At 49.4% G+C, this 19888-nt stretch carries 20 protein-coding genes; 9 read left to right on the top strand and 11 right to left on the bottom strand.

Going from position 1 to position 19888, the window contains the following annotated elements; all coding sequences use genetic code 11:
* Positions 1 to 42: 42 nt before the first annotated feature.
* The 3 genes from ACSV5M_RS19135 (at position 43) to ACSV5M_RS19125 (ending at position 4142) form a co-directional block, all read left to right on the top strand.
* On the top strand, positions 43 to 1983 hold the full coding sequence (locus ACSV5M_RS19135) for a M48 family metallopeptidase (protein ID WP_439178199.1): 1941 nt from the start codon (positions 43 to 45) through the stop codon (positions 1981 to 1983).
* A 94-nt stretch (positions 1984 to 2077) separates the two neighbouring features.
* The gene (locus tag ACSV5M_RS19130) at positions 2078 to 3361 is read left to right on the top strand and encodes an aminotransferase class I/II-fold pyridoxal phosphate-dependent enzyme (RefSeq protein ID WP_439178197.1); all 1284 of its coding nucleotides are present in this window, start codon (positions 2078 to 2080) and stop codon (positions 3359 to 3361) included.
* A 229-nt stretch (positions 3362 to 3590) separates the two neighbouring features.
* A complete protein-coding gene (locus tag ACSV5M_RS19125; RefSeq protein WP_439178195.1) occupies positions 3591 to 4142 on the top strand; it encodes an aminoacyl-tRNA deacylase in 552 nt (183 codons plus the stop codon).
* Between the two features lie 64 nt (positions 4143 to 4206).
* Here ACSV5M_RS19125 and ACSV5M_RS19120 read toward each other — a convergent pair whose 3' ends face one another.
* Both ACSV5M_RS19120 and dinB read right to left on the bottom strand, forming a co-directional pair.
* The gene (locus tag ACSV5M_RS19120; RefSeq protein WP_439178193.1) at positions 4207 to 4620 is read right to left on the bottom strand and encodes an ExbD/TolR family protein; all 414 of its coding nucleotides are present in this window, start codon (positions 4618 to 4620) and stop codon (positions 4207 to 4209) included.
* Between the two features lie 214 nt (positions 4621 to 4834).
* Positions 4835 to 5896, bottom strand: a complete 1062-nt coding sequence (gene dinB, locus ACSV5M_RS19115; protein WP_439178192.1) for a DNA polymerase IV — start codon at positions 5894 to 5896, stop codon at positions 4835 to 4837.
* 280 nt (positions 5897 to 6176) lie between these two features.
* On the opposite strand from dinB, the gene ACSV5M_RS19110 reads away from it, so the two are divergent.
* Both ACSV5M_RS19110 and ACSV5M_RS19105 read left to right on the top strand, forming a co-directional pair.
* Positions 6177 to 6410 carry a hypothetical protein gene (locus ACSV5M_RS19110; RefSeq protein ID WP_439178191.1) on the top strand — a complete coding sequence of 78 codons (234 nt, stop codon included), beginning with the start codon at positions 6177 to 6179 and terminating at the stop codon, positions 6408 to 6410.
* Between the two features lie 293 nt (positions 6411 to 6703).
* Positions 6704 to 7558, top strand: a complete 855-nt coding sequence (locus ACSV5M_RS19105) for a hypothetical protein (RefSeq protein ID WP_439178190.1) — start codon at positions 6704 to 6706, stop codon at positions 7556 to 7558.
* A gap of 76 nt (positions 7559 to 7634) precedes the next feature.
* Here ACSV5M_RS19105 and ACSV5M_RS19100 read toward each other — a convergent pair whose 3' ends face one another.
* Positions 7635 to 8315 (bottom strand): flagellar brake protein, encoded by a 681-nt coding sequence (locus tag ACSV5M_RS19100; protein ID WP_439178188.1) that lies wholly within the window; start codon positions 8313 to 8315, stop codon positions 7635 to 7637.
* Positions 8316 to 8463: 148 nt separating this feature from the next.
* Positions 8464 to 9150 (bottom strand): cyclic nucleotide-binding domain-containing protein, encoded by a 687-nt coding sequence (locus ACSV5M_RS19095; protein WP_439178186.1) that lies wholly within the window; start codon positions 9148 to 9150, stop codon positions 8464 to 8466.
* Positions 9151 to 9587: 437 nt separating this feature from the next.
* Between ACSV5M_RS19095 and ACSV5M_RS19090 the strand changes: the two genes are divergently transcribed.
* Positions 9588 to 10694: a TonB family protein gene (locus ACSV5M_RS19090; RefSeq protein WP_439178184.1), complete on the top strand. Its 1107-nt coding sequence runs from the start codon at positions 9588 to 9590 to the stop codon at positions 10692 to 10694.
* Positions 10695 to 10742: 48 nt separating this feature from the next.
* On the opposite strand, the gene ACSV5M_RS19085 is transcribed toward ACSV5M_RS19090, so the two are convergent.
* Both ACSV5M_RS19085 and ACSV5M_RS19080 read right to left on the bottom strand, forming a co-directional pair.
* Positions 10743 to 11303, bottom strand: coding sequence for a hypothetical protein (locus ACSV5M_RS19085; protein WP_439178183.1), 561 nt, complete (start codon positions 11301 to 11303; stop codon positions 10743 to 10745).
* Between the two features lie 96 nt (positions 11304 to 11399).
* Complete coding sequence (locus ACSV5M_RS19080) at positions 11400 to 11705, bottom strand: hypothetical protein (RefSeq protein WP_439178284.1); 306 nt, start codon at positions 11703 to 11705, stop codon at positions 11400 to 11402.
* Between ACSV5M_RS19080 and ACSV5M_RS19075 the strand changes: the two genes are divergently transcribed.
* Complete coding sequence (locus ACSV5M_RS19075; RefSeq protein ID WP_439178283.1) at positions 11704 to 11823, top strand: hypothetical protein; 120 nt, start codon at positions 11704 to 11706, stop codon at positions 11821 to 11823. The two genes, ACSV5M_RS19080 and ACSV5M_RS19075, sit on opposite strands and share 2 nt — an antisense overlap.
* On the opposite strand, the gene prfC is transcribed toward ACSV5M_RS19075, so the two are convergent.
* Together prfC and ACSV5M_RS19065 are read right to left on the bottom strand one after the other, a co-directional pair.
* Positions 11767 to 13344, bottom strand: a complete 1578-nt coding sequence (gene prfC / locus ACSV5M_RS19070; RefSeq protein ID WP_439178182.1) for a peptide chain release factor 3 — start codon at positions 13342 to 13344, stop codon at positions 11767 to 11769. The genes ACSV5M_RS19075 and prfC overlap by 57 nt on opposite strands.
* A gap of 37 nt (positions 13345 to 13381) precedes the next feature.
* Positions 13382 to 14746, bottom strand: coding sequence for an MATE family efflux transporter (locus ACSV5M_RS19065; RefSeq protein WP_439178181.1), 1365 nt, complete (start codon positions 14744 to 14746; stop codon positions 13382 to 13384).
* Positions 14747 to 15002: 256 nt separating this feature from the next.
* Here ACSV5M_RS19065 and ACSV5M_RS19060 point away from each other — a divergent pair, with 256 nt between their 5' ends.
* Positions 15003 to 16280, top strand: coding sequence for an ATP-binding protein (locus ACSV5M_RS19060; RefSeq protein WP_439178180.1), 1278 nt, complete (start codon positions 15003 to 15005; stop codon positions 16278 to 16280).
* Positions 16281 to 16285: 5 nt separating this feature from the next.
* Positions 16286 to 16828, top strand: coding sequence for a response regulator transcription factor (locus ACSV5M_RS19055; RefSeq protein WP_439178179.1), 543 nt, complete (start codon positions 16286 to 16288; stop codon positions 16826 to 16828).
* Positions 16829 to 16830: 2 nt separating this feature from the next.
* Here ACSV5M_RS19055 and rimI read toward each other — a convergent pair whose 3' ends face one another.
* From rimI to ACSV5M_RS19040, 3 genes are read right to left on the bottom strand one after another with little or no spacing between them, the layout of a single operon-like run.
* Positions 16831 to 17307 (bottom strand): ribosomal protein S18-alanine N-acetyltransferase, encoded by a 477-nt coding sequence (rimI, locus tag ACSV5M_RS19050; protein ID WP_439178178.1) that lies wholly within the window; start codon positions 17305 to 17307, stop codon positions 16831 to 16833.
* Between the two features lie 3 nt (positions 17308 to 17310).
* Positions 17311 to 18105: a hypothetical protein gene (locus ACSV5M_RS19045; protein WP_439178176.1), complete on the bottom strand. Its 795-nt coding sequence runs from the start codon at positions 18103 to 18105 to the stop codon at positions 17311 to 17313.
* A gap of 6 nt (positions 18106 to 18111) precedes the next feature.
* The gene (locus ACSV5M_RS19040; protein WP_439178282.1) at positions 18112 to 19659 is read right to left on the bottom strand and encodes a 2-isopropylmalate synthase; all 1548 of its coding nucleotides are present in this window, start codon (positions 19657 to 19659) and stop codon (positions 18112 to 18114) included.
* Positions 19660 to 19888 lie beyond the last annotated feature (229 nt).

Raw genomic sequence — 19888 nt, 5'->3', positions numbered from 1 at the left:
CAGGACTATCTCCTCGGCCCCTTATCCGCGGGAACACCATCGATGAATTTTTTTGAGCAACAGGATCTGGCGCACCGCAATACCAAACGCCTTATTCTTTTATTATGTGCTGCCGTCGTTTCACTGATTCTCATCACCACCCTACTCTTTGCCTTCATCATCTTTTATTTACAAGATGGCTATACCGGCCACTTGTATGAAACTCAACACACCGGCCTGTGGCAAGGTCTGTTCAATACCTTGAGTTGGGAATTACTCGGCTGGATCACCTTTATTATTTGCGGGGTCGTCTTTGCCGGCAGCGCCTACAAATTAATTCAATTACGCAGCGGTGGACGAGTAGTAGCCGAAGCCATGGGCGGTCGTCTGATCAATATCAATGCCAGCGATGCCGATGAAAGAAAGATTCTGAACGTCGTCGAGGAAATGGCTATTGCATCGGGCACACCCGTGCCTCCGGTTTACCTCCTTGAAGATGATGCGATTAACGCCTTTGCAGCGGGACACACGCCGCAGGATGCTGTCATCGGTATTACCCGCGGCTGTATTCGCCTGCTAACTCGCGATGAATTACAAGGCGTTGTCGCCCATGAATTCAGCCACATTTTTCACGGTGATATGAATCTGAATATTCGTCTGGTAGCCCTGCTCAACGGTATCTTGCTGATCGGTTTGATCGGGCATTATATGGTCCGCAGCACCAGCCAACGCCGCCTGTTTCGCTCCAGCCGGGATAAATCCCCCGCCGCCGTGTTAAGCATTGGGCTGGCGCTGATGGTGATCGGTTATGGCGGCACTTTTTTTGGCAACATGATCAAAGCCGCCGTCAGTCGCCAGCGGGAATTTCTGGCAGATGCTTCGGCGGTTCAGTTCACGCGCAATCCCGGTGGCATCTCCGGCGCGTTAAAAAAGATCGGTGGCTATGTCAGTGGCTCAAAATTGGAATCCGTCAACGCGGCTGAATTCAGCCATATGTATTTCAGCCAAGGCGTGAGCACCGCATTTAATGCCTTGATGGCTACACACCCGCCGCTTGAGCAACGCATTAAACGTATCGAGCCCCGCTGGGACGGACAGTATCCCCACGTGGAAATTACCCTCACCAACACTCGTCCGTCTGACCTGGCAGACGATCCGCAACCCAGCAGCGCCCAATTTGTCGACACAAATACAAAGCAAACAGTCGATATTGATGCGACATTTACTCATATCGGACAACCCGGTACGGCGCATATCGACTATGCGCAAAAGACACTCGCCACACTCGATGAAGCAGTTCGCAGGGCTGCTCATGAGCCGTTTTCCGCTCGCGCTCTTCTCTATGGATTATTGCTTAGTAAAAAACCTGACCAGCAACAACGGCAGTGGCAAGTGTTAGCCAAGGTTATTGCACCAACAGAACTGGCTGCATTACAGAAAATTGCCTACAAAAGTACGGTTTTATCTGAGCGTCTGCGCATTCCACTGGTGGAGCTTTGTTTGCCGACGCTCAAGCAACTGTCTCCTGAACAACAAGCGACGTTCAAACATTGCATGGAGCTGTTAATACAGGCCGATAAAAAAATCCATCTGATGGAGTGGGCTTTACAACGCATTGTGATACACCATTTGCAGGAGCCCGGTATTATTGTTCGCCAGCACGACTTGCGAGAGATGCGCAATGAATGCCAATTATTATTGAGTGTCCTTGCCTATGCAGGTGCCACATCCGATACCGCAGCCGGTCAGGCATTTCAGCTCGCCGTCAGCAATCTGCGCTTGGCAGCGCTGAATATCCTACCCAAAAATGGCGTAAAGATTGCGCACCTGGACGAGGCACTTAACCGCTTGAATCAAGTGAAAGCGCTGCAAAAACCGCTGCTGTTAAAAGCCATGAGCCAATGCATATTGCACGATGGGATCGTCTCGGTTACCGAGGCTGAATTGTTTCGCGCAATGGCGGATGGACTGGACTGTCCCGTCCCCCCCTTACTCCCCACTTGATATTGATCACCTGTAATTATTCATGTGAGCGGTTATAATGCGGCCGTTTTGTCTTTCGACACCCCTTCAATCACCAACCATTGAGGTAAAGATCTTGCAACTGGATCAAGCGACTCCGGAACAATTGCGCCAGTGGGAAAGCCAGCTGGCTGCCGACTATCAAGCTATTCTCGATAAAAAACTCAATCTGGATCTGACCCGGGGCAAGCCCTCTGCAGAGCAGTTGGCGCTCTCGGATGCACTGGATGGGATTCTCAATGGCAATTACGCCGCCGCCGATGGTACCGATACCCGCAATTACGGCGGACTCGACGGTCTGCCGGAAGCGAAGCAGTTAGGTGCAAACATCATGGATGTCGATCCCGCCAATGTGTTGGTGGGCGGCAACAGCAGCCTGACGCTGATGTTTCAGGTGATGCTGACGGCTTACCAGTTCGGCTTGAAAGATGCTGCCAGCGCCTGGAAAGACGAGGGCGAAGTGAAGTTTCTTTGCCCGGTGCCTGGTTACGACCGTCACTACACCGTGTGCGAACAGCTGGGTATCAAAATGGTGAACGTGCCCATGACCGCCAACGGCCCGGATATGGATACGGTAGAAGCGCTAATCAAAACGGACAAAAGCATTAAAGGCATGTGGTGTGTGCCCAAATACTCCAACCCGACCGGGGTGGTTTATAGCGATGATACGGTTGAACGCATTGCTAAATTGGGTCAAATTGCCAGCGCCAACTTTCGCGTATTTTGGGACAACGCCTACTCAGTCCATGACCTGACGCCCAATGCGCCACAATTAGCCAGCATCCTTGCCGCCACACGTCGGAATGGCACAGAGGATTCCGTGATTCAGTTCGCTTCAACGTCCAAGATTACTCACGCCGGTGCCGGTGTTGCGTTTGTTGCGGCCAGTTCAACCAATCTCGCCGGTTTTAAAAAATTCCTGAATACCTGCACTATCGGGCCAGACAAAGTCAACCAGATCCGCCACACCCGGTTTTTACCCACTAAAGCAGCGCTAATGCAACACATGCAAAAACATGCTGCTTTATTAAACCCACGCTTCGATGCGGTCTTGAGTGCGCTGTCCAATGCATTTGACGGAACTGATCTCGGCGCATGGGAAAAACCTGTTGGCGGTTATTTTGTGTCGTTTGACACCCGTAAAAATTGCGCAAAGGAAACCGTACGCCTGGCTGCTGAAGCCGGTGTCAAGTTAACCCCCGCCGGTGCCACCTACCCCTACGGCAAAGATCCGGAAGATCGCAATATCCGTATCGCACCTTCGGTACCGACAGTGCCGGAAGTTGTTGCTGCCATGCAAGTCTTTGTGACCTGTGTAAAACTCGCATCCGTCAGACAAAAAATCGCCAGCCTGGCCTAGCAACTGATCATGTAGTTCAGAGCCGTCGGCCATAGGCCGGCGGCTTTTTTATTGTCACTCCCCATCAAAAAACTCTTCGCTGCTTTGCAAAAGATCCAAATCGTATAAAGAACTCCATTTACCTTTAAAAAGTTTCCATCGCATCCCTGAAACGACACATATACTTCGGTTGATGGTGAGCAAATATCCCTCACCCACTCGTATCTCGTTCCACTCTGGAGATTGTCTTATGGGTGTTGCTGCTAGCGTTGAGACGTACCTGAAAACCAAAGGCGTAAATTTCACACTTCTGGAACACGAATACAGCGAAGGATCTTTTAATACTGCGCGCATTGCGCATATTGATGAAACCAGCCTGGCTAAGGCTGTGCTGGTACGCGATGAAGATTTCCACTACACCCTGTGCGTGCTGCCGTCACGCAACAAGATACTACGCCACACGCTTAATCAAATTTTTGATCGCCACATGGAGCTGGTTGACGAAGACGAATTGCACGAAATCTTTCGCGACTGCGCCGCCGGGGCGGTACCGGCATTGGGTGAAGCCTATGGCTTGGATGTAATCTGGGATGATGAGTTAATGCAGGCACCGATGGTGTTTATTGAAGCGGGAGATCATCGACATTTGATTTGCCTGGAGCAAAGCCAATTCTCCACGCTGATGCAAGATAAGTTACACGATCACTTCAGCACGGAAAGAGTCCGCCTGAAAAAGGGGGGAAAAAGCAAACGCGCCAAGGTTTCGCTTACGTTGGAGGACTTGCGCATTGGTGGAATGTAAATATACCCGCTAAAAAAAAGCCCCGATGTTTCGTAACACCGGGGCTTATTTTAACCAGCATCCATCACTGTTTTATCGGGGCCAGTACTACATTTGGGGCCTTCGCTTCGCGCGCCGCATCGGCAACCAGGACATAAGTGCCTGCGTGTGCTTTAGGGTCGGCAGAAATAATCACGGTTGCCTTGGGTAATTCAGCACGCATACGCTCAATGTTTGAACGCACAGCGCGCTCATCTACGCGGCGATCTTCCATCCAAATCTGGTTGTCAGCGGTGATGCGCACGAGAATATTCTGAGGGGCATCTGGTGGTGGTGGATTGTTGTTATCTTCCGGGATATTAACATCGATACCGATTTCTTTAACAAACGAAGCGGTTACGATAAAGAAGATCAACATGATAAAGACCACGTCCAACATAGGGGTCAGATCGATATCGTTAGACTCGTCAGCACTACGGCCTTTTTTTCTTCGGCTCACCGCGATTACTCCTCTAGTGTTATGTATTGCTAGTGTTATATAGATGCCGCGCAGGCACAGCAAGGCGACAATCTTATCAGTTTTCCAGGGCGAATGACTAATGCTTTATTGGCATGAAACCCGGCAAAAGGGCCAGCATCAACCGGGCCGACAGCCCACGACATACCACCGGCAGATCCGGCCATAGAGCCTTTGTTTCTCCCCAAGTTCCCGTCTAGTCAAATAAATCCAGTTGGTAGTATGCCTGGTCCTCCCGCAAGTCAATGAACCTCACCCCCACCCCCAGCAGCCTGACAGGGCGGTGGTTACCGCGCTCAAAGGCCTGGGAGCATAAAGTCTGATAATCAGCCATGCTTAACGATTGCCCTGTGCGCTCAATGGTCGTACTGGTGAAATCCGTAAACTTAAGCTTTACAAATATTTTCACTACCTGGTAGTCGTCGTCCAGACGCCGCAACCGGCTTGCCAAAGTTTGCAGCAGTTCAGGAAATTGATGCAGACAGCAAGACAAATCGGGCAAATCCTGAGGATAGGTGTGCTCAACACTGAGTGACTTGCGCCTTCGGCTGGGGACGACCTGGCGGTCATCCCGCCCTCGACTGAGATCATAAAGCCGTTGGCCAAACTGACCATACCGCTGAGATAACTCAAACACCGAAAAACGTTGCAGGTCACCGCAGGTTTTCACATTCATTTGTGCCAGCCGTGCTGCAGTAGCCTTGCCGACCCCGTGGATCTTACGCACCGGCAGTTGTTGCACAAAGTGATCTATTTGCGCCGGCGTGATAACAAACAAGCCGTTCGGCTTTTTCCAATCGCTGGCCACTTTAGCCAGGAATTTATTCGGCGCGACTCCGGCGGAAACGGTAATCCCCAATTCTTGTTCGATTCGTCTACGGATGAGCTGTGCAATTCTCGTTGCACTGCCATCGCAGTAGGGCGAATCTGTGACATCAAGAAATGCCTCATCCAACGACAATGGTTCGACCAGGTCTGTGTACTCATAAAAAATATGGCGCATACGTAGGGATACCTCGCGATACACATCCATTCGGTGCGGCAGAATTATCAAATCCGGACACAACCGGCGAGCGGTTGCGGATGGCATTGCCGAATGCACTCCATACCGGCGCGCTTCGTAGTTACAGGTGGAAATTACTCCGCGCTTATCCGCCCCACCACCTACAGCAATAGGCAAATTGCGTAACGAAGGATCATCACGCATTTCTATCGCAGCAAAAAAGCAATCTGCATCGCAGTGGATAATTTTTCGCAACGAAGGCCTCAACAAGCTATTAACCGGTGAAAAACACCATTATCCAATAAAACACTGTTTATACAAACAGTATATTAAAAGCCCACGACGCCACACCATGTCTTTTTAGCGGCGCCCAGCAAACTTATCAGCAGTACCGAAAGCTCAGGAGCGATGGATATCTACAGCTAATGGAGAGTTGCGCCTATTGGGAACGTTGCATCATTGGGAGAGATATACTGCCGCACAGGCCAGCGGTGAAACTTTTCTGAAGAGAAGTACACCAAGGATGCAGAACAAAATGCGTTTTTCTGGATATCAGATTCGGGCGCACATGCCTGAAAAGTCTTCACAGAACCTGGTTGCCGCTAACAGCACAAGTGCATGCGATTTGGATCAGGGAGAAAAAGAACACTTTTTTTACCGCTCAAGCGTGAATGCTTTCACTTTATCCCATCAGAAATACCTCACTCGCTTGCTCATTAAAATTAAAGACCTGTTCATCATTCACACCAGGCAAAGTGTCTTTGTGTAAAAAATTCAGCTCGCAGCAATTCCAAAAAAGGGGAAGTTTTGACCGGCAGCTCCGTAAATTTTTAACCGAAGATAAAACCCCGGCAGAGTTACGCTTTTTGAAAAAATACAAAAAAATGTTCCGTTCGAAGGTTGCGGCAGGTCATTTTTGATAAAAAATAGAAAAAAAACGCATTTTTTCCGTCAAAACTCTTCAAAAAACTTGAATTTTTTCCATAAAGTTTTAACTTATGCGTGTTGGAAGTTTTAATCCGTTTTATAAACTCTTTCCGAAAACAATAAAGGAAACACACCATGGCTGCACGTAAATCCAAAGCGGTTGATGCTGTTGCAAATTTAGAACAGCAATTAGCTCAATTGAAAGCCCAGTTGGCAAAAGCGCGTGTCGCTCAAGCTGCTGATCTCCAAAAACAAGTTTCGGCACTGTCTAAAGACGCTGCCAAAGCATCTGCCCAGGTAAAATCTGCTCAAAGCAAACTGGCTGCTGCTTCCAAGAAGAAGACTCCGGCTGCTGCAAAACAAGTCACTGCCGCTAAAGCAGAACTTGCAAGCGCCAAAAAAGCTGCTGCTGCTGCCAAACAAGCGGTTGCCAATGCGAAAAAAGAAGCTGCCACCATTAAATCTGCTAACAAAATGGCCGCAGCCCATGACAAGGCTGTTGCCAAAGCTGAAGCTGTGGTTGCCAAGCGTTTGAAAGCTGCCGCGAAAAAAGCTGCCGCGAAAAACAAACTGGCTGCCAAAAAAGCAGCCGCTAAAGCTAAAGTAGCTGAAAAGAAAGCCGCCGCTAAAGCCAAACTGGCCGCGAAAAAAGCCGCTGCCAAAGCCAAAGTAGCTGCCAAAAAAGCTGCAACCAAGAAGAAAGCCGCTGAGAAAAAAGCTGCTGCACGCGCTAAAGCTGCAGCCAAAAAAGCTGCTGCACGCTCAAAAGCCGCCGCTAAAAAAGCTCCTCGCGCAGCCAAGAAAGCTGCTCCGGCGGCTGCCAAGCCCGCCGCGAAGAAAGCAGTAGCCAAAAAAGCACCTGCTAAAAAGGCCGCGAAAAAAGCTGTAGCCAAGAAAAAGCCTGCCGCGAAGAAAGCAGCTGTTGCCGGCGCAACTCCTGCAAAACGTGGCCGCAAGCCCAAGGCTGCCACTCCTGCTGTGACCGCTTAATCAGTCACTTCGGGTTTGGAAAAGAAAAAGGCGCTCATTTGAGCGCCTTTTTCTTTTCCGGTGAAGCAATACCGGTTTACGCAGGGGTTAATTGCTGTTCGTCTACAATTTGCCCAAATACATAGGCGCATAACAGCAAACGCTTTTCTTCGTCCTCCTCGGTAAACTCCACGCCGTAAACTGCAGGTAAGTTTTTGTCAGCTTCCTGGGTACTTCGCTCAAGCCTCGACCGAATAATCGCATCCACCATTAACTCGCGAACCATATTTAGGATGGTCACCCGGGCACTGATCCTTATCTTGTCACCGATTTCCCCTACCGGCTCCAATAATTCCATACGAGCCCCGGAAATACTGATGTCTGCAATCGTTCCTTTCATCACTTCTTCGTTAATGACGCTGAGGTTTTTCACCTGAATAGGCAGGTCTACATTAACTCTTGTCGCCCCCCGTATTCCTTTAAAGCTCACTTGCTCCGGGTAACTCACATGCAATATCGGGTAGGGTTCTGCTGTTTGTGTTTCGACAACACTTGCAAAGAGACCTATCCCGTTATCAACCATCATCCGAACAACCATTTTTTGGCCGGCCCTGAAACGTAATAGTTTGCCGGATGCCCGTGGTACCGATAACAGAATACTCCGCCCCGGCATGCAACCAATAAGACGGCACGAGAAACGCTCCGGTTGGCCCGCACTGTTGTTAACTTGCAGCTGCAAGGGATAACCGTATGTTAATTTCAAATCTTCAAATTTCATGGGTAGCATTAACCTGCAGTAGCAACCGGCGCTGCACACTGTAATCAAAATGGGTATCGATAAATAGTCTAGCAGCCTCTCTGGCACAGTGCGTAGCCAGGAATAAAGTAGCCGATTGGTTATAGAAGGACTAAAGAGGGATTATTAACTACTCATCCAACGATTGATGGTCACTAGCTCGAACGGCGGTGGCATCCATTGGTGCTCCAAATTCGGTATTCCATTCCAGCAATAAAAGAGCCAATGCCTTGGCTTGTTCATGGAGCGATGCCAGCTCTTCCCGGGTATCCTTTATACCCGCATACAGCCGGACTTGGCGGTGCCGATTTGCCAACTCGTGCTGTAAGTGTTGCGCCCTGTAAACTTCCAGCTTCCATCGTAAGTTATGCACCGTATTACGGTAATAAATTAATTTGGTCTGAAGGGTAATAGGACGGTTAGAGGAAAGGTCATCGAAAATACTACAATCCATTGCGAAGACCATGGACTGTCGGCTTGCTTCATCAGCGATCACGGTCGCGGTACGCGGTTGTCCTACCAAGCGTGCAAGATCACCGAACACCTCGCCGGGCGTCACGTAATTCACTAACTCACCTCTGCCCAAGTCATCAACATACACAGCCAGACGACCTTTCAGCAAGAAATAAAGCCAATCATCTGTATCGCCCCGTTTTAGTACAATTTCGCCGGGAATGTAGGAAATAATGCGTGAGGATTGGAGTAACAACTCATATTGCCAAGAGTCTTGCTGCTTAACTGCTTTAAAGAAAGAGATTCCCGATAACAGCTGTTCAAGCGTATCTCTGGGAAACTTGTGCAGCGGTTTTATTTCCATTTCCTATCCTGCGTAAACAACCAAGTCACAACACAATTAATGATGCTCAACCGAGCCGAGGTCGGGACGCTCAACCTGGACTTTGTTACATATTAGTACATTACGGCACGAGATGATTAACCAAAAGCGAATTATCTGGACCGGTAAACAGGACAGGGATACCGCTGGCTTGCAGTAGCGCTATTTTTCTGTAGAGTAGTATTTGCTGCCGCAGAGCAGGCGGCCAAAGTTCAATCTGACCCACATTCTGTACTATACTTTTATACCTGACATACTGCCGGAAAGCTTATAAGTGAATCTATGCTTTCCCTTTATTTTCGTCGGTTTATTTCATAAAAAATAATCAGAGATGTAACCCTATGCGTCTAAAACCAAGAATACCTGACTATCTATCTGCGCTTTTCATTTTCTTTTGCTCGTATGCCCAGGCGGAGCCTTTGCTCAATGGCCTGGCCTTGCACCAGGAGCTGGGCAACGAACAATTTATCGGTGCAATCTATTCGGAAACCTTAACGGACGATGCAGATACACTGATTAACAGCAATTCGGCCATGAGAATGGAACTCAAAATTGTAAATCCAGACGGCATGATGATTCGCCGCTTCAGCCGTATGTGGATTGAAGGCATGGCGATCAATAACACCAACAGTCTTCTGACTGCCCAGGCAGATAATATGGTGCAGTTTGACGGTTTGTTCAAAGGGCGCCTGGAAGCCAACGATCACATCGTGTTTGCTCAAACACCAGGCCAGGGACTGAGCGTTTCAGTTAATAAGGTGCAGTTGGGACGCATTGCTGATGACCAGTTTTTCCCTATGCTGCTGCGTACCTGGGTCGGTCGGGTTCCCTTGTCATCGACCTACCGGGAAGAATTACTAAAAGTCGGCAATGTGAATGCGGATTTGCGCAGCCGTTATGATCGTATCCAGCCATCCGCTGCGCGCGTAGCCGCCGTGACCGCCTGGACCCAACCAGCTGAACCCGAGCAGGAGAAACCTGCAGTTGCCGCCGTTAAACCCGCACCCAAGCCGCAACCAACCCCCACTCCAGCACCGGCAACGCCGGTCATCGAAACGCCAAAAGTCGAGCTTCCGAAGCTAGCAGAGGAAACACCCAAGCCGGAACCGGAGAAGCCGGCGGTAGCCGCAAGACCGGAGCCAAAGGAACAACCGCGCCCCGTGGCGGCGACGCCATCACGGCAGGAAGAGGAGGAAGAGGACAACGAACCTGCACTGACGGCCCAATCACTGTTGGCTCGCCAGTTCTACGTGTCAGATTTATTGAAAAAAATTCGTACCAATGTGAAATATCCACGTCGCGCGCTGGATCGTGGTCATGAGGGTGGGGTGCGGATTTCCGTGGCTATTGACCGACAAGGCAACATCAAGAGCATGTCCTGGCTGGAAGAGACTCGTCATGACACATTAAATAAAGAAGCCTGGGAAGCCGTTCAGCGGTCGGCGCCCTTTCCGGCGATGCCAGATGCAATTCCTGGTTCAGGCTTTGAGTTCTCGGCGCCTATCACTTTCGCGCTACCAAAATAAACGCCGTATCGTGTGATAAAAAACCACCGCAAGGTGGTTTTTTTGGCCCTAAGAAAGTTTGCTGAGCCGCTGTTCGATCACTTTCTGAATGCTTTTCCGTTCCAGTTCCGAATGCTCAACCAAACGGTCCAGGTGTATCGCATGCAGGTGCAAGCATGGCGTCGATGCATCAAGCTCGCGCAAATCCCCTTTCATCAACACCGGCAAAAAGGGCTTGTTGGGTGGCAGTTGCTGCCGGACGACACGCAAGCCCATCTGCAGGGGTACATTTTTATATTTACTGGGACCGCCCCGAAACGGAATTGAAAGAAACAGTGCAGGCTTGCCTTGATGAATGCCTGGAAGGATATTCAAACCCGTGGCACTTACCGACTCTGCCGGGATGCCATTAAATGTATCATGGGGCGCGTAGGGGTTAGGCAGAATGACCAGCTTGCGGTCTTCTTCTTTGGGGAAAAAAATATTGTAGTTGGTATAAAGCTGCTCAACCGATCCAGAAAACACACACAGCCGGTTTTCAAAACCCATAACAAAATCGATGGCCCGCTGGCGCTGGTTAAAGGCTTCCAGATCCCATACGAGGTCTTTATTATCATTCGCGATACTCACATGCGTCCCCTGTAGACATAAATTACGCTGCAATGTGATGCGCCATAAAGGTCACATTGATCAACACACGAAAATCTACCTCAAACACATTGACTATCAACGCCGGTCTTTTTCCTTCGATGACTCTTCCTTTTCTTTTTCCTGCAAGCTTTGCAAGAGTTCGCGCAACTCATCCAGCCCTTGCTGGGAAAACAGGAATCCACTACGGCCGGTGCCGATGTATTCGCGCTCTTCTATCTCCATACAGCGGTTGCGAATTTCATCCAGTTCAGGGTTGTGGCGCAACGGTATCGCCTCAAATACCCGCCAGTCATTCTCGCTGGCCTGACCACTCAATACCAACTCAAGCAGTGTAATCACGTTATGTCGCTGGATACGGTAACGCGGTGTACGCACCCACATCAAAACCACCAGCACTGTAACAAAGATCAATATTGTCAGTACCAGTGTAGCCAACATGGACTTAATGTTCCCGTGTTGCACGGAAGTGGACATCCGGGTGGCGTTCTTCCGTCAATGACAGGTTAACCCGTGTAGGAGCGAGGTATGTTAAATGCCCCCCACCATCCAGCGCCAGGTTATCAGCGCATTTACGTTTAAATTCTTCCAGTTTTTTTGCATCGGTACAATCAACCCAACGCGCCGTCGTTACGTTGACCTGCTCATAGATGGCTTCCACTTTATACTCATCCTTCAGGCGATAGGCCACCACCTCAAATTGCAGCACACCGACTGCACCGACCACAATATCGTTGTTGTTCAGCGGAAAAAATACCTGTGTTGAACCTTCTTCAGAAAGCTGTTGCAACCCTTTTTGTAACTGCTTGGCTTTGAGTGGATCTTTCAAACGGATTCGGCGAAACAATTCCGGCGCAAAATGCGGGATGCCGGTGAACTTGAGCTCTTCCCCTTCCGTGAACGTGTCTCCGATCTGGATGGTGCCGTGATTGTGTAAACCGATAATGTCACCGGCCATGGCCTCTTCTACTGCGCTGCGGTCGCCCGCCATAAATGTCACCGCATCGGCAATTCGGATATCTTTTGCCAGGCGCACGTGACGCATCTTCATACCCTGGTGATAAACACCCGAGCAGACGCGCATAAAAGCGATGCGGTCGCGGTGTTTAGGGTCCATGTTGGCCTGGATCTTAAAAACGAAGCCGCTGAATTTGTCTTCGGCCGCTTCCACCACCCGTTCTTTCGCCGCGCGACTACGCGGCGTTGGTGCCCACTCGACAAAGCCATCCAGCATTTCGCGCACGCCGAAGTTGCCTAATGCGGTGCCGAAGAATACCGGGGTCATTCGCCCGGCAAGATACTCATTGATATCAAACTGATGCGTAGCACCCCGTACGAAGTCAATCTCTTCGCGAATATCGCCAGCGTAACTACCCAATAATTGACTGGCTTCTGCACTATCCAATCCTTTGATCTGGATATCCTCCGGAATAGTGTGGCCCTTCCCTTGCTGGTAGACATGGATGGTGTCGGTATAAAAATTGTAAACGCCAACAAAATCTTTTCCGGAACCGAGGGGCCAGTTAATCGGAGCGGAGGTGATCTTCAGTACGCTTTCGATCTCATCCAGTAACTCCACCGGACTACGGCTCTCACGATCCATCTTGTTGATAAATGAAAGAATCGGCGTATCGCGCAATCGACACACTTCCATCAGCTTAATCGTACGATCCTCTACCCCTTTTGCGCCGTCGATCATCATCAGCACAGAATCCACCGCGGTCAGGGTACGGTAGGTATCTTCGGAAAAGTCCTCGTGCCCGGGCGTATCCAGCAAATTAACGATCCGCCCTTTGTAAGGAAATTGCATGACCGATGAGGTGACCGAAATTCCCCGCTCCTGCTCCATGGTCATCCAGTCCGACTTGGCGTGAGGGCCACGCTTGCCCTTAACTGAACCGGCCAATTGAATCGCATTACCCCACAACAATAATTTTTCTGTGATGGTGGTTTTACCCGCATCCGGGTGGGAAATAATGGCAAAGGTGCGGCGCTTGGCCAGTTCGCGGGTTAATTCAGTCATAAATGTACTATCGTAGAAGATTGAAAAACGGGCGCGATTATAGCGTAGTTCGCCCTTCACTTTGGGTCTGCTGGATATATTGTTGTAACCAGCTCCATGCCCAGAATCCCATAATCAGGTTAGCCACGGCGGTGGCAATAAAAATTCCCGTCATCTGCCATAACCATTGCCCAAGAAACGCCAGAGGCAAAAAGATATACAACACTCGCCCCGCCGAAATAAGCATGGCGGGCCAAGGGTGGCCGAGACCATTGAAGGCGGCATTGACTGACATGATCACACCATAGGCTCCGTAGCTGAACGGCACGATAGCCAGATACAGCACAGCGACTTCAATAACCTCAGCGTGATCACCAAAAACACCCACAATCAGGTCACCAAAGAGCCATAAGGCAAAGGCTAGCAAAATGCCGAATCCTAAACAAAATACCGTGAGGACCCGTTGGGCTTCGATTAATCGATCATATTTTCCTGCGCCGAGATTCTGGCCGAAGAAGGGTCCAATCACCCCTGACAATGCATAAAAAACAATCAGTGCCAGAGGCTCGATGCGCATGGCAATCCCCAGTCCGGCAACCGCATCAGTGCCATATCGGGCCACCATCATGACCACCACAGCACTGGCTAGAGGAACAATCACATTCGCGACCATTGCAGGAATGCCAACGTGCACAATCACACCCCAGGACGCTCGCAGTTGCGCCCATCCGATCAGTGGGTTGATCACCATCCTGACGCGATAACGCAGAATATAAAGTGCAACCAGTACCATCAGGATACGTGTGATAAGGGTAGCAATAGCGGCCCCTTGTAAACCCAGCGCAGGCGAACCGAGGAAGCCGAAGATAAAGATAGGGTCCAGAATGGCGTTGAGCACGGCGGCGCCGCTCATCAGATAGCCCTGGATATGGCTCATTCCCATAGCACGTAAGGCGGCCAGACTCACCATAGGTACCATCAAACAAGGCGCACTGAAAAACCAGATAGACATATAGCTGCGAATCAGTGGGATCAGTTCCGGCGTAGCGCCCAATGTAAGGAAGATAGGCTCCAGAAAAATCCAGCCGATCAAACACATAACGACCGAGATCAGCAGCGTCAGACTCATAGCATCAGTGGCGAGGCGCTGGGCGGTGGGGGCGTCACCCTCTCCGATAGCGCGCGCCACAGCCGATGAGGTGCCGGCCCCCAAGCCGATACCAAGGCTGGTCAATATCATGATGACCGGGAAAGTAAAACTCAGTGCCGCCAAGGGCTCTCTACCTACCTGAGCGATAAAAAAAGTATCTACGGCATTAAGTGACATGGTGGCCATCAACCCCCAGACCATGGGGATAGCCATATTTTTAAGTTGTTGCGAAACCCGGCCCTCAATCAGGGTAGCTTGTAGCGATTGCGCCATAATTGAGGTAGTGCCTCTAAATCAAAGGAGCGACAAATCAAAAGGAACGACAAATCAAAGAAAGCGTCGATCAGACAGGCGAAAAAACAGCGGCAAAGTATACACCAGCACGCCTCGGCTTTCAGGCAGGAGCCGAGATTTCACCCAATTTGTCGCGCTGACTGCGGCAAGATGTCGCACCACAGGGAAATCGTTTAACCGGTGCTTTTCGCTATAATCTGCCACAATGCAGACCAATATCATCCTGTGGAATTCCATGACCGACAAACTTCCGCTGACGCTTGCCGCACCGGCTCAACATCTTCGCCATTTGGTCATGATTCGTTGGCTGCTGATCATTTGTTTGTGTGCGACAGCGGTTTTAACGTTCATCTTCAGTGATCTGACCTTGCCTTACCAGGCGTTCGCAACAATTTTGTTAACCTTTATCGCGATCAACTGGTTGACCGCTCTGCGTTTACGCCGTGAAGTACCCGTCACGGATATTGAGTTCTTTGTGCAGCTGCTGCTTGATGTGCTGTGCCTCAGCGCATTGTTTTATTTCAGCGGTGGTGCCAATAATCCTTTTATTTCCTATTTTCTCGTCCCGATTTGTATCTCAGCAGCCACATTATCCTGGTCGTATACCTGGGTCATCACATCACTGTGTATTGCCAGTTATACGCTCCTACTATTTTTTCACATAGCACTACCAGCATTGTCCCCGACACATCATCATGGCGATCATCAGGACATCAATCTCCATATCCTCGGGATGTGGTTGAATTTTTTCATCAGCGCTGCACTGATTACTTATTTTGTCGTGAAGATGGCTCAGGATCTGCGCAGGCAAGATGAACTGCTAAATCAAAAGCGCGAAGACGATTTGCGTGATGAGCAGTTGATGGCCGTGGCCACGCTAGCGGCGGGAACCGCTCATGAGTTAGGTACCCCCTTATCGACCATGAAAGTGCTATTAGCAGAACTGCGCGATGAATACCGTCATGAACCACAGTTATACGAAGATTTGAACGTGCTATCAGACCAGGTTCAGCAATGCGCACTCACCCTGAAGCACCTGGTGGGTAAAGCAGAATATGGTAAGGATGGACAAATTGCTCCGCAATCGTTGCGACAGTTTTGCGAAGATATTATTGAACGATGGCGAGTCATGCGGCCGGATGTCATTGCCAAATTAGAGATTAACGAAAATTCCACCAATATTGTTTGCTGCCTGCACCCGACAATTGCGCAATCAATTATCAACTTGCTAAATAATGCTGCTGATGCCAATCCTGAAAACATCTTTATTTACATCGAGTGGGATCAAGTGACCATGCGCTGGAAAATCGAAGATAACGGTCCAGGCATACCGATGGATATAGCCAGCCAACTTGGTAAGCCCTTTGTCACAACAAAAGGAAAAGGTTTGGGTTTAGGATTGTTTTTAACCCACGCCACGATCAATCGGTACGGCGGCAAAGTGTATCTTTACAATCGCTCACCGTATGGCACGCTAACCGAATTGCATCTGCCGTTGCAGCATCTGGAATAAAGATTATGGCCATACATCAATCAAAAGAAACCTTTCTATTAGTCGACGATGACCAGACACTATGCCAAATGCTCAGCAGAGCGCTTACCCGGCGCGGTCACGATGCATTTTCAGCAGACGATAGCAAAAGTGCACTGCTGTTATTGAGCAAACATACCTTCACCAAAGCCGTCGTAGATTTAAAGCTCGCACAAGAATCCGGGCTCATGTTAATTCGAGAACTTAAAACACGGCAACCATCTCTGGACATTGTCATGTTGACTGGATATTCAAGCATATCCACTGCAGTAGAAGCTATTAAACTTGGGGCGCTGAATTATTTATGTAAACCTGCAGATACTGAAGATATTCTCGCCGCATTCGATCTTCACTCCACCAAGTCATTAGAGATTCCCAATAACCCACCCTCGGTTGATCGGCTTGAATGGGAACATATACAGAAAGTCTTGCAGGAAAATGATGGCAATATCTCTGCAACGGCGCGCAGCCTGGGCATGCACAGACGAACATTACAGCGTAAGTTGCAGAAACGACCGGTTAAACAATAGATTTATAGCTGGCAAGCCATCAGCAACGCATCTTCGTGCCCGTTTACCGTCGGGTAGTAGTTTTTCCGCTGACCAACCTCAAAAAAACCTTCACGAGCATATAGTTCTATCGCTTTGCGGTTGGAAACGCGGACCTCCAGAAACATCATGTCCGCGTGATCTTTTACATAATCAACGGCGTACTGCAATAAACAGCTTCCGATACCTTTCCGTTGATAGCTCGGCGCTACAGCAATATTCAACAATTCAGCATCACCACCGCCGTGGGCAACAACCACATACCCAACAAGTGTTCCTTTACTTTCAGCCAACCAGCAGCGCTGGCGGCCACGCAAACAATCTTCAAAACTCGATTGCCGCCACGGGTGAGAATGAACACTACGCTCTAGCAGCAGGACATCAGCAAGATCGTTAGCTGTTAGCAAACGCATATCCAACAGCAGACCCGATGATGTTTTCAAACTAACGGATGAAGACATAGATTATGCAGCACGGTCCCATGATTGCAGCGCACGCCATAAGTTGGGTTTTTGTTCTGGTTTTTGCAACAATTCAACAAGACTTGGCGCAATGAGAGCACGGGAAGAAAAGCGTGGCAGATCTTTTGAATGAAATAGCAGAGCGTCGTATGAATCCTCTGCATCAAGAAAATACTGCGCCGCATTCTGTCCCATTAACAGAAGTTGCTTGACAGGCCTGCGCTCCAACTCAACCTCCAACCAAACCTGTAGAACGCTGCGAGCATCATCAACTGTGCGTGACACAAAAGTATTATCAATTAATGGCCACCGCAACACACCTTCCACTCCCGGGTGTGCATGCGCTCCATATAAAGCGCGGAAGATATTTTGTAATAACAGTTCAGTCGGCAAGGCTAATTGCGTGTTGCGCGAATCAATGACCAACACATCATTCTGCGGTCGCCAGATACTTAATGAAAAGGCTGGTATTGTCTTGGTATTTAAAGGTGGCGTTGCAGGCTTAATACTTTCTGGCTCAAGCTTTACCGAGGCGTTTTTCTTCGATTGATCCAGCGTCAGGTCGCGCAGCACATCTGCAACCATAACTGGTTTATCCAGACCAGAAGATCTTTCACGAGAGGATGTATCTGTCTGTGAAGAGGAATGGACTTCCTCTTCCACAACTACAGACGGTAGTGCTGAAGCTGCCGGCAATTCGCATGCAACAGGAAGTGGAGCAAGAGCCAAACGCCAGCGGGGCATATAGTTCTCTATGCCCATCGAGGTCAAATATGACTGACGTTGATACTCATTCATGAAAACTTATACTCCATCACGCTGGGGATGTGATTTTTCTGAGCGTGAATGCAGCAGATTCAGCGCGTGCAAGTAAGCCTTGGCAGATGCGGTTACGATATCAGTATCTGCGCCTACACCATTTACAATAACGCCATTCTTTTCCAGGCGAACCGTCACGTCTCCTTGCGAGTCAGTACCTTCAGTAATCGAATTCACAGAATACAGCTGAAGGTGTGCGCCACTCCTAATGACATTTTCAATTGCTTTAAAGGTGGCATCTACAGGACCACTTCCACTCGCTTCTGAGGTTTGATTTACACCATTTACCACAATTGCAAGCTTCGCATAGGGGTTGATGCCGGTTTTACATATCACTTCCATCTCACCCAATTGGTATGCCTCGTGAAGGGTATGGGGTTGAGCATCGCTCACCAACGCCTGGAGGTCTTCATCAAAAACTTCGTGCTTTTTATCGGCTAAATCTTTGAAGCGTATAAAGGCAGCATTCAGTGCTTCACTGTCTGCAAAAGAAATACCTAATGCTTCAAATCTTGCTTTGACAGCCGCTCGTCCAGAGTGCTTACCCAAAACCAGTTTATTTGTATTCCAACCTACATCTTCAGCACGCATGATTTCGTAGGTTTCGCGATGCTTGAGAATACCATCCTGGTGAATACCTGATTCGTGGGCAAATGCATTTGCACCCACGATCGCTTTATTAGGTTGCACGGGAAAGCCGGTAATACTGGATACCAACCTGGAGGTCGGGACGATGTGGGTTGTATCGATTGTAGTTTGGACAGGCATCATATCTTTTCGGGTTTTCACCGCCATGACTATTTCTTCCAGCGCAGCATTACCCGCACGCTCTCCCAGTCCGTTGATCGTGCATTCCACTTGTCGCGCGCCATGCATCACAGCGGAAAGAGAGTTAGCCACCGCCAAACCCAGGTCGTTATGGCAATGCGTAGAAAAAATGGCTTTGTCCGCATTCGGAATCGCGCTAATTAATCGGCTAAAAAGCATCCCATATTCACCCGGCTCGCCGTAGCCGACGGTGTCCGGCAAATTAATTGTCCGGGCACCCGCCGCGATCACGGATTCGATGATGCGACACATGAATTCAAACTCTGAACGACTGGCATCTTCCAGGGAGAATTCCACATCATCAGTAAACTGGCGCGCCAACTTAACGGCAGCTACGGCCTGCTCCAGGACTTTTGGTGGCTCCATCTGAAGCTTGTACTTCATGTGGATCGGTGAGGTAGCAATAAACGTGTGAATGCGGCCGGAATTCGCGGGCCTGATAGCTTCTGCTGCCCGTTCGATGTCACCTTTAACAGCCCTGGCTAAACTGCAGACTGTTGAATCTTTAACAGCTTCAGCTACAGCACGTACTGATTCAAAGTCGCCCGGGCTTGCTATCGCAAAACCAGCCTCAATGACATCAACTTTTAATTTCTCCAGCATTCGGGCAATACGGACTTTTTCATCGCGCGTCATGGACGCTCCGGGACTTTGCTCTCCATCGCGTAATGTTGTATCAAAAATAACTAGCCTGTCTTTACTCATCATAATTTCCACATTGCTATGGCAGTTTAATTGAGTGAATTATAAGACAGCACTGAAAGTTAAGATATGACAAAGCGGTCGAGAAATGCCGTATACCCAGACTCAGTGGTCATACGATGCCGGCTTATCGGCAGTAAAAGAAATGCCTGGAAAAAGAAAAAGCCCCGCCTGTGTATACAGACGGGGCTCGGGATTAAGAGCTTGACGATGACCTACTCTCACATGGGGA

Source organism: Cellvibrio sp. ARAG 10.3 (assembly GCF_051846955.1).
Lineage (GTDB): Bacteria > Pseudomonadota > Gammaproteobacteria > Pseudomonadales > Cellvibrionaceae > Cellvibrio.
This window is presented reverse-complemented; position numbering and strand designations above follow the sequence as displayed.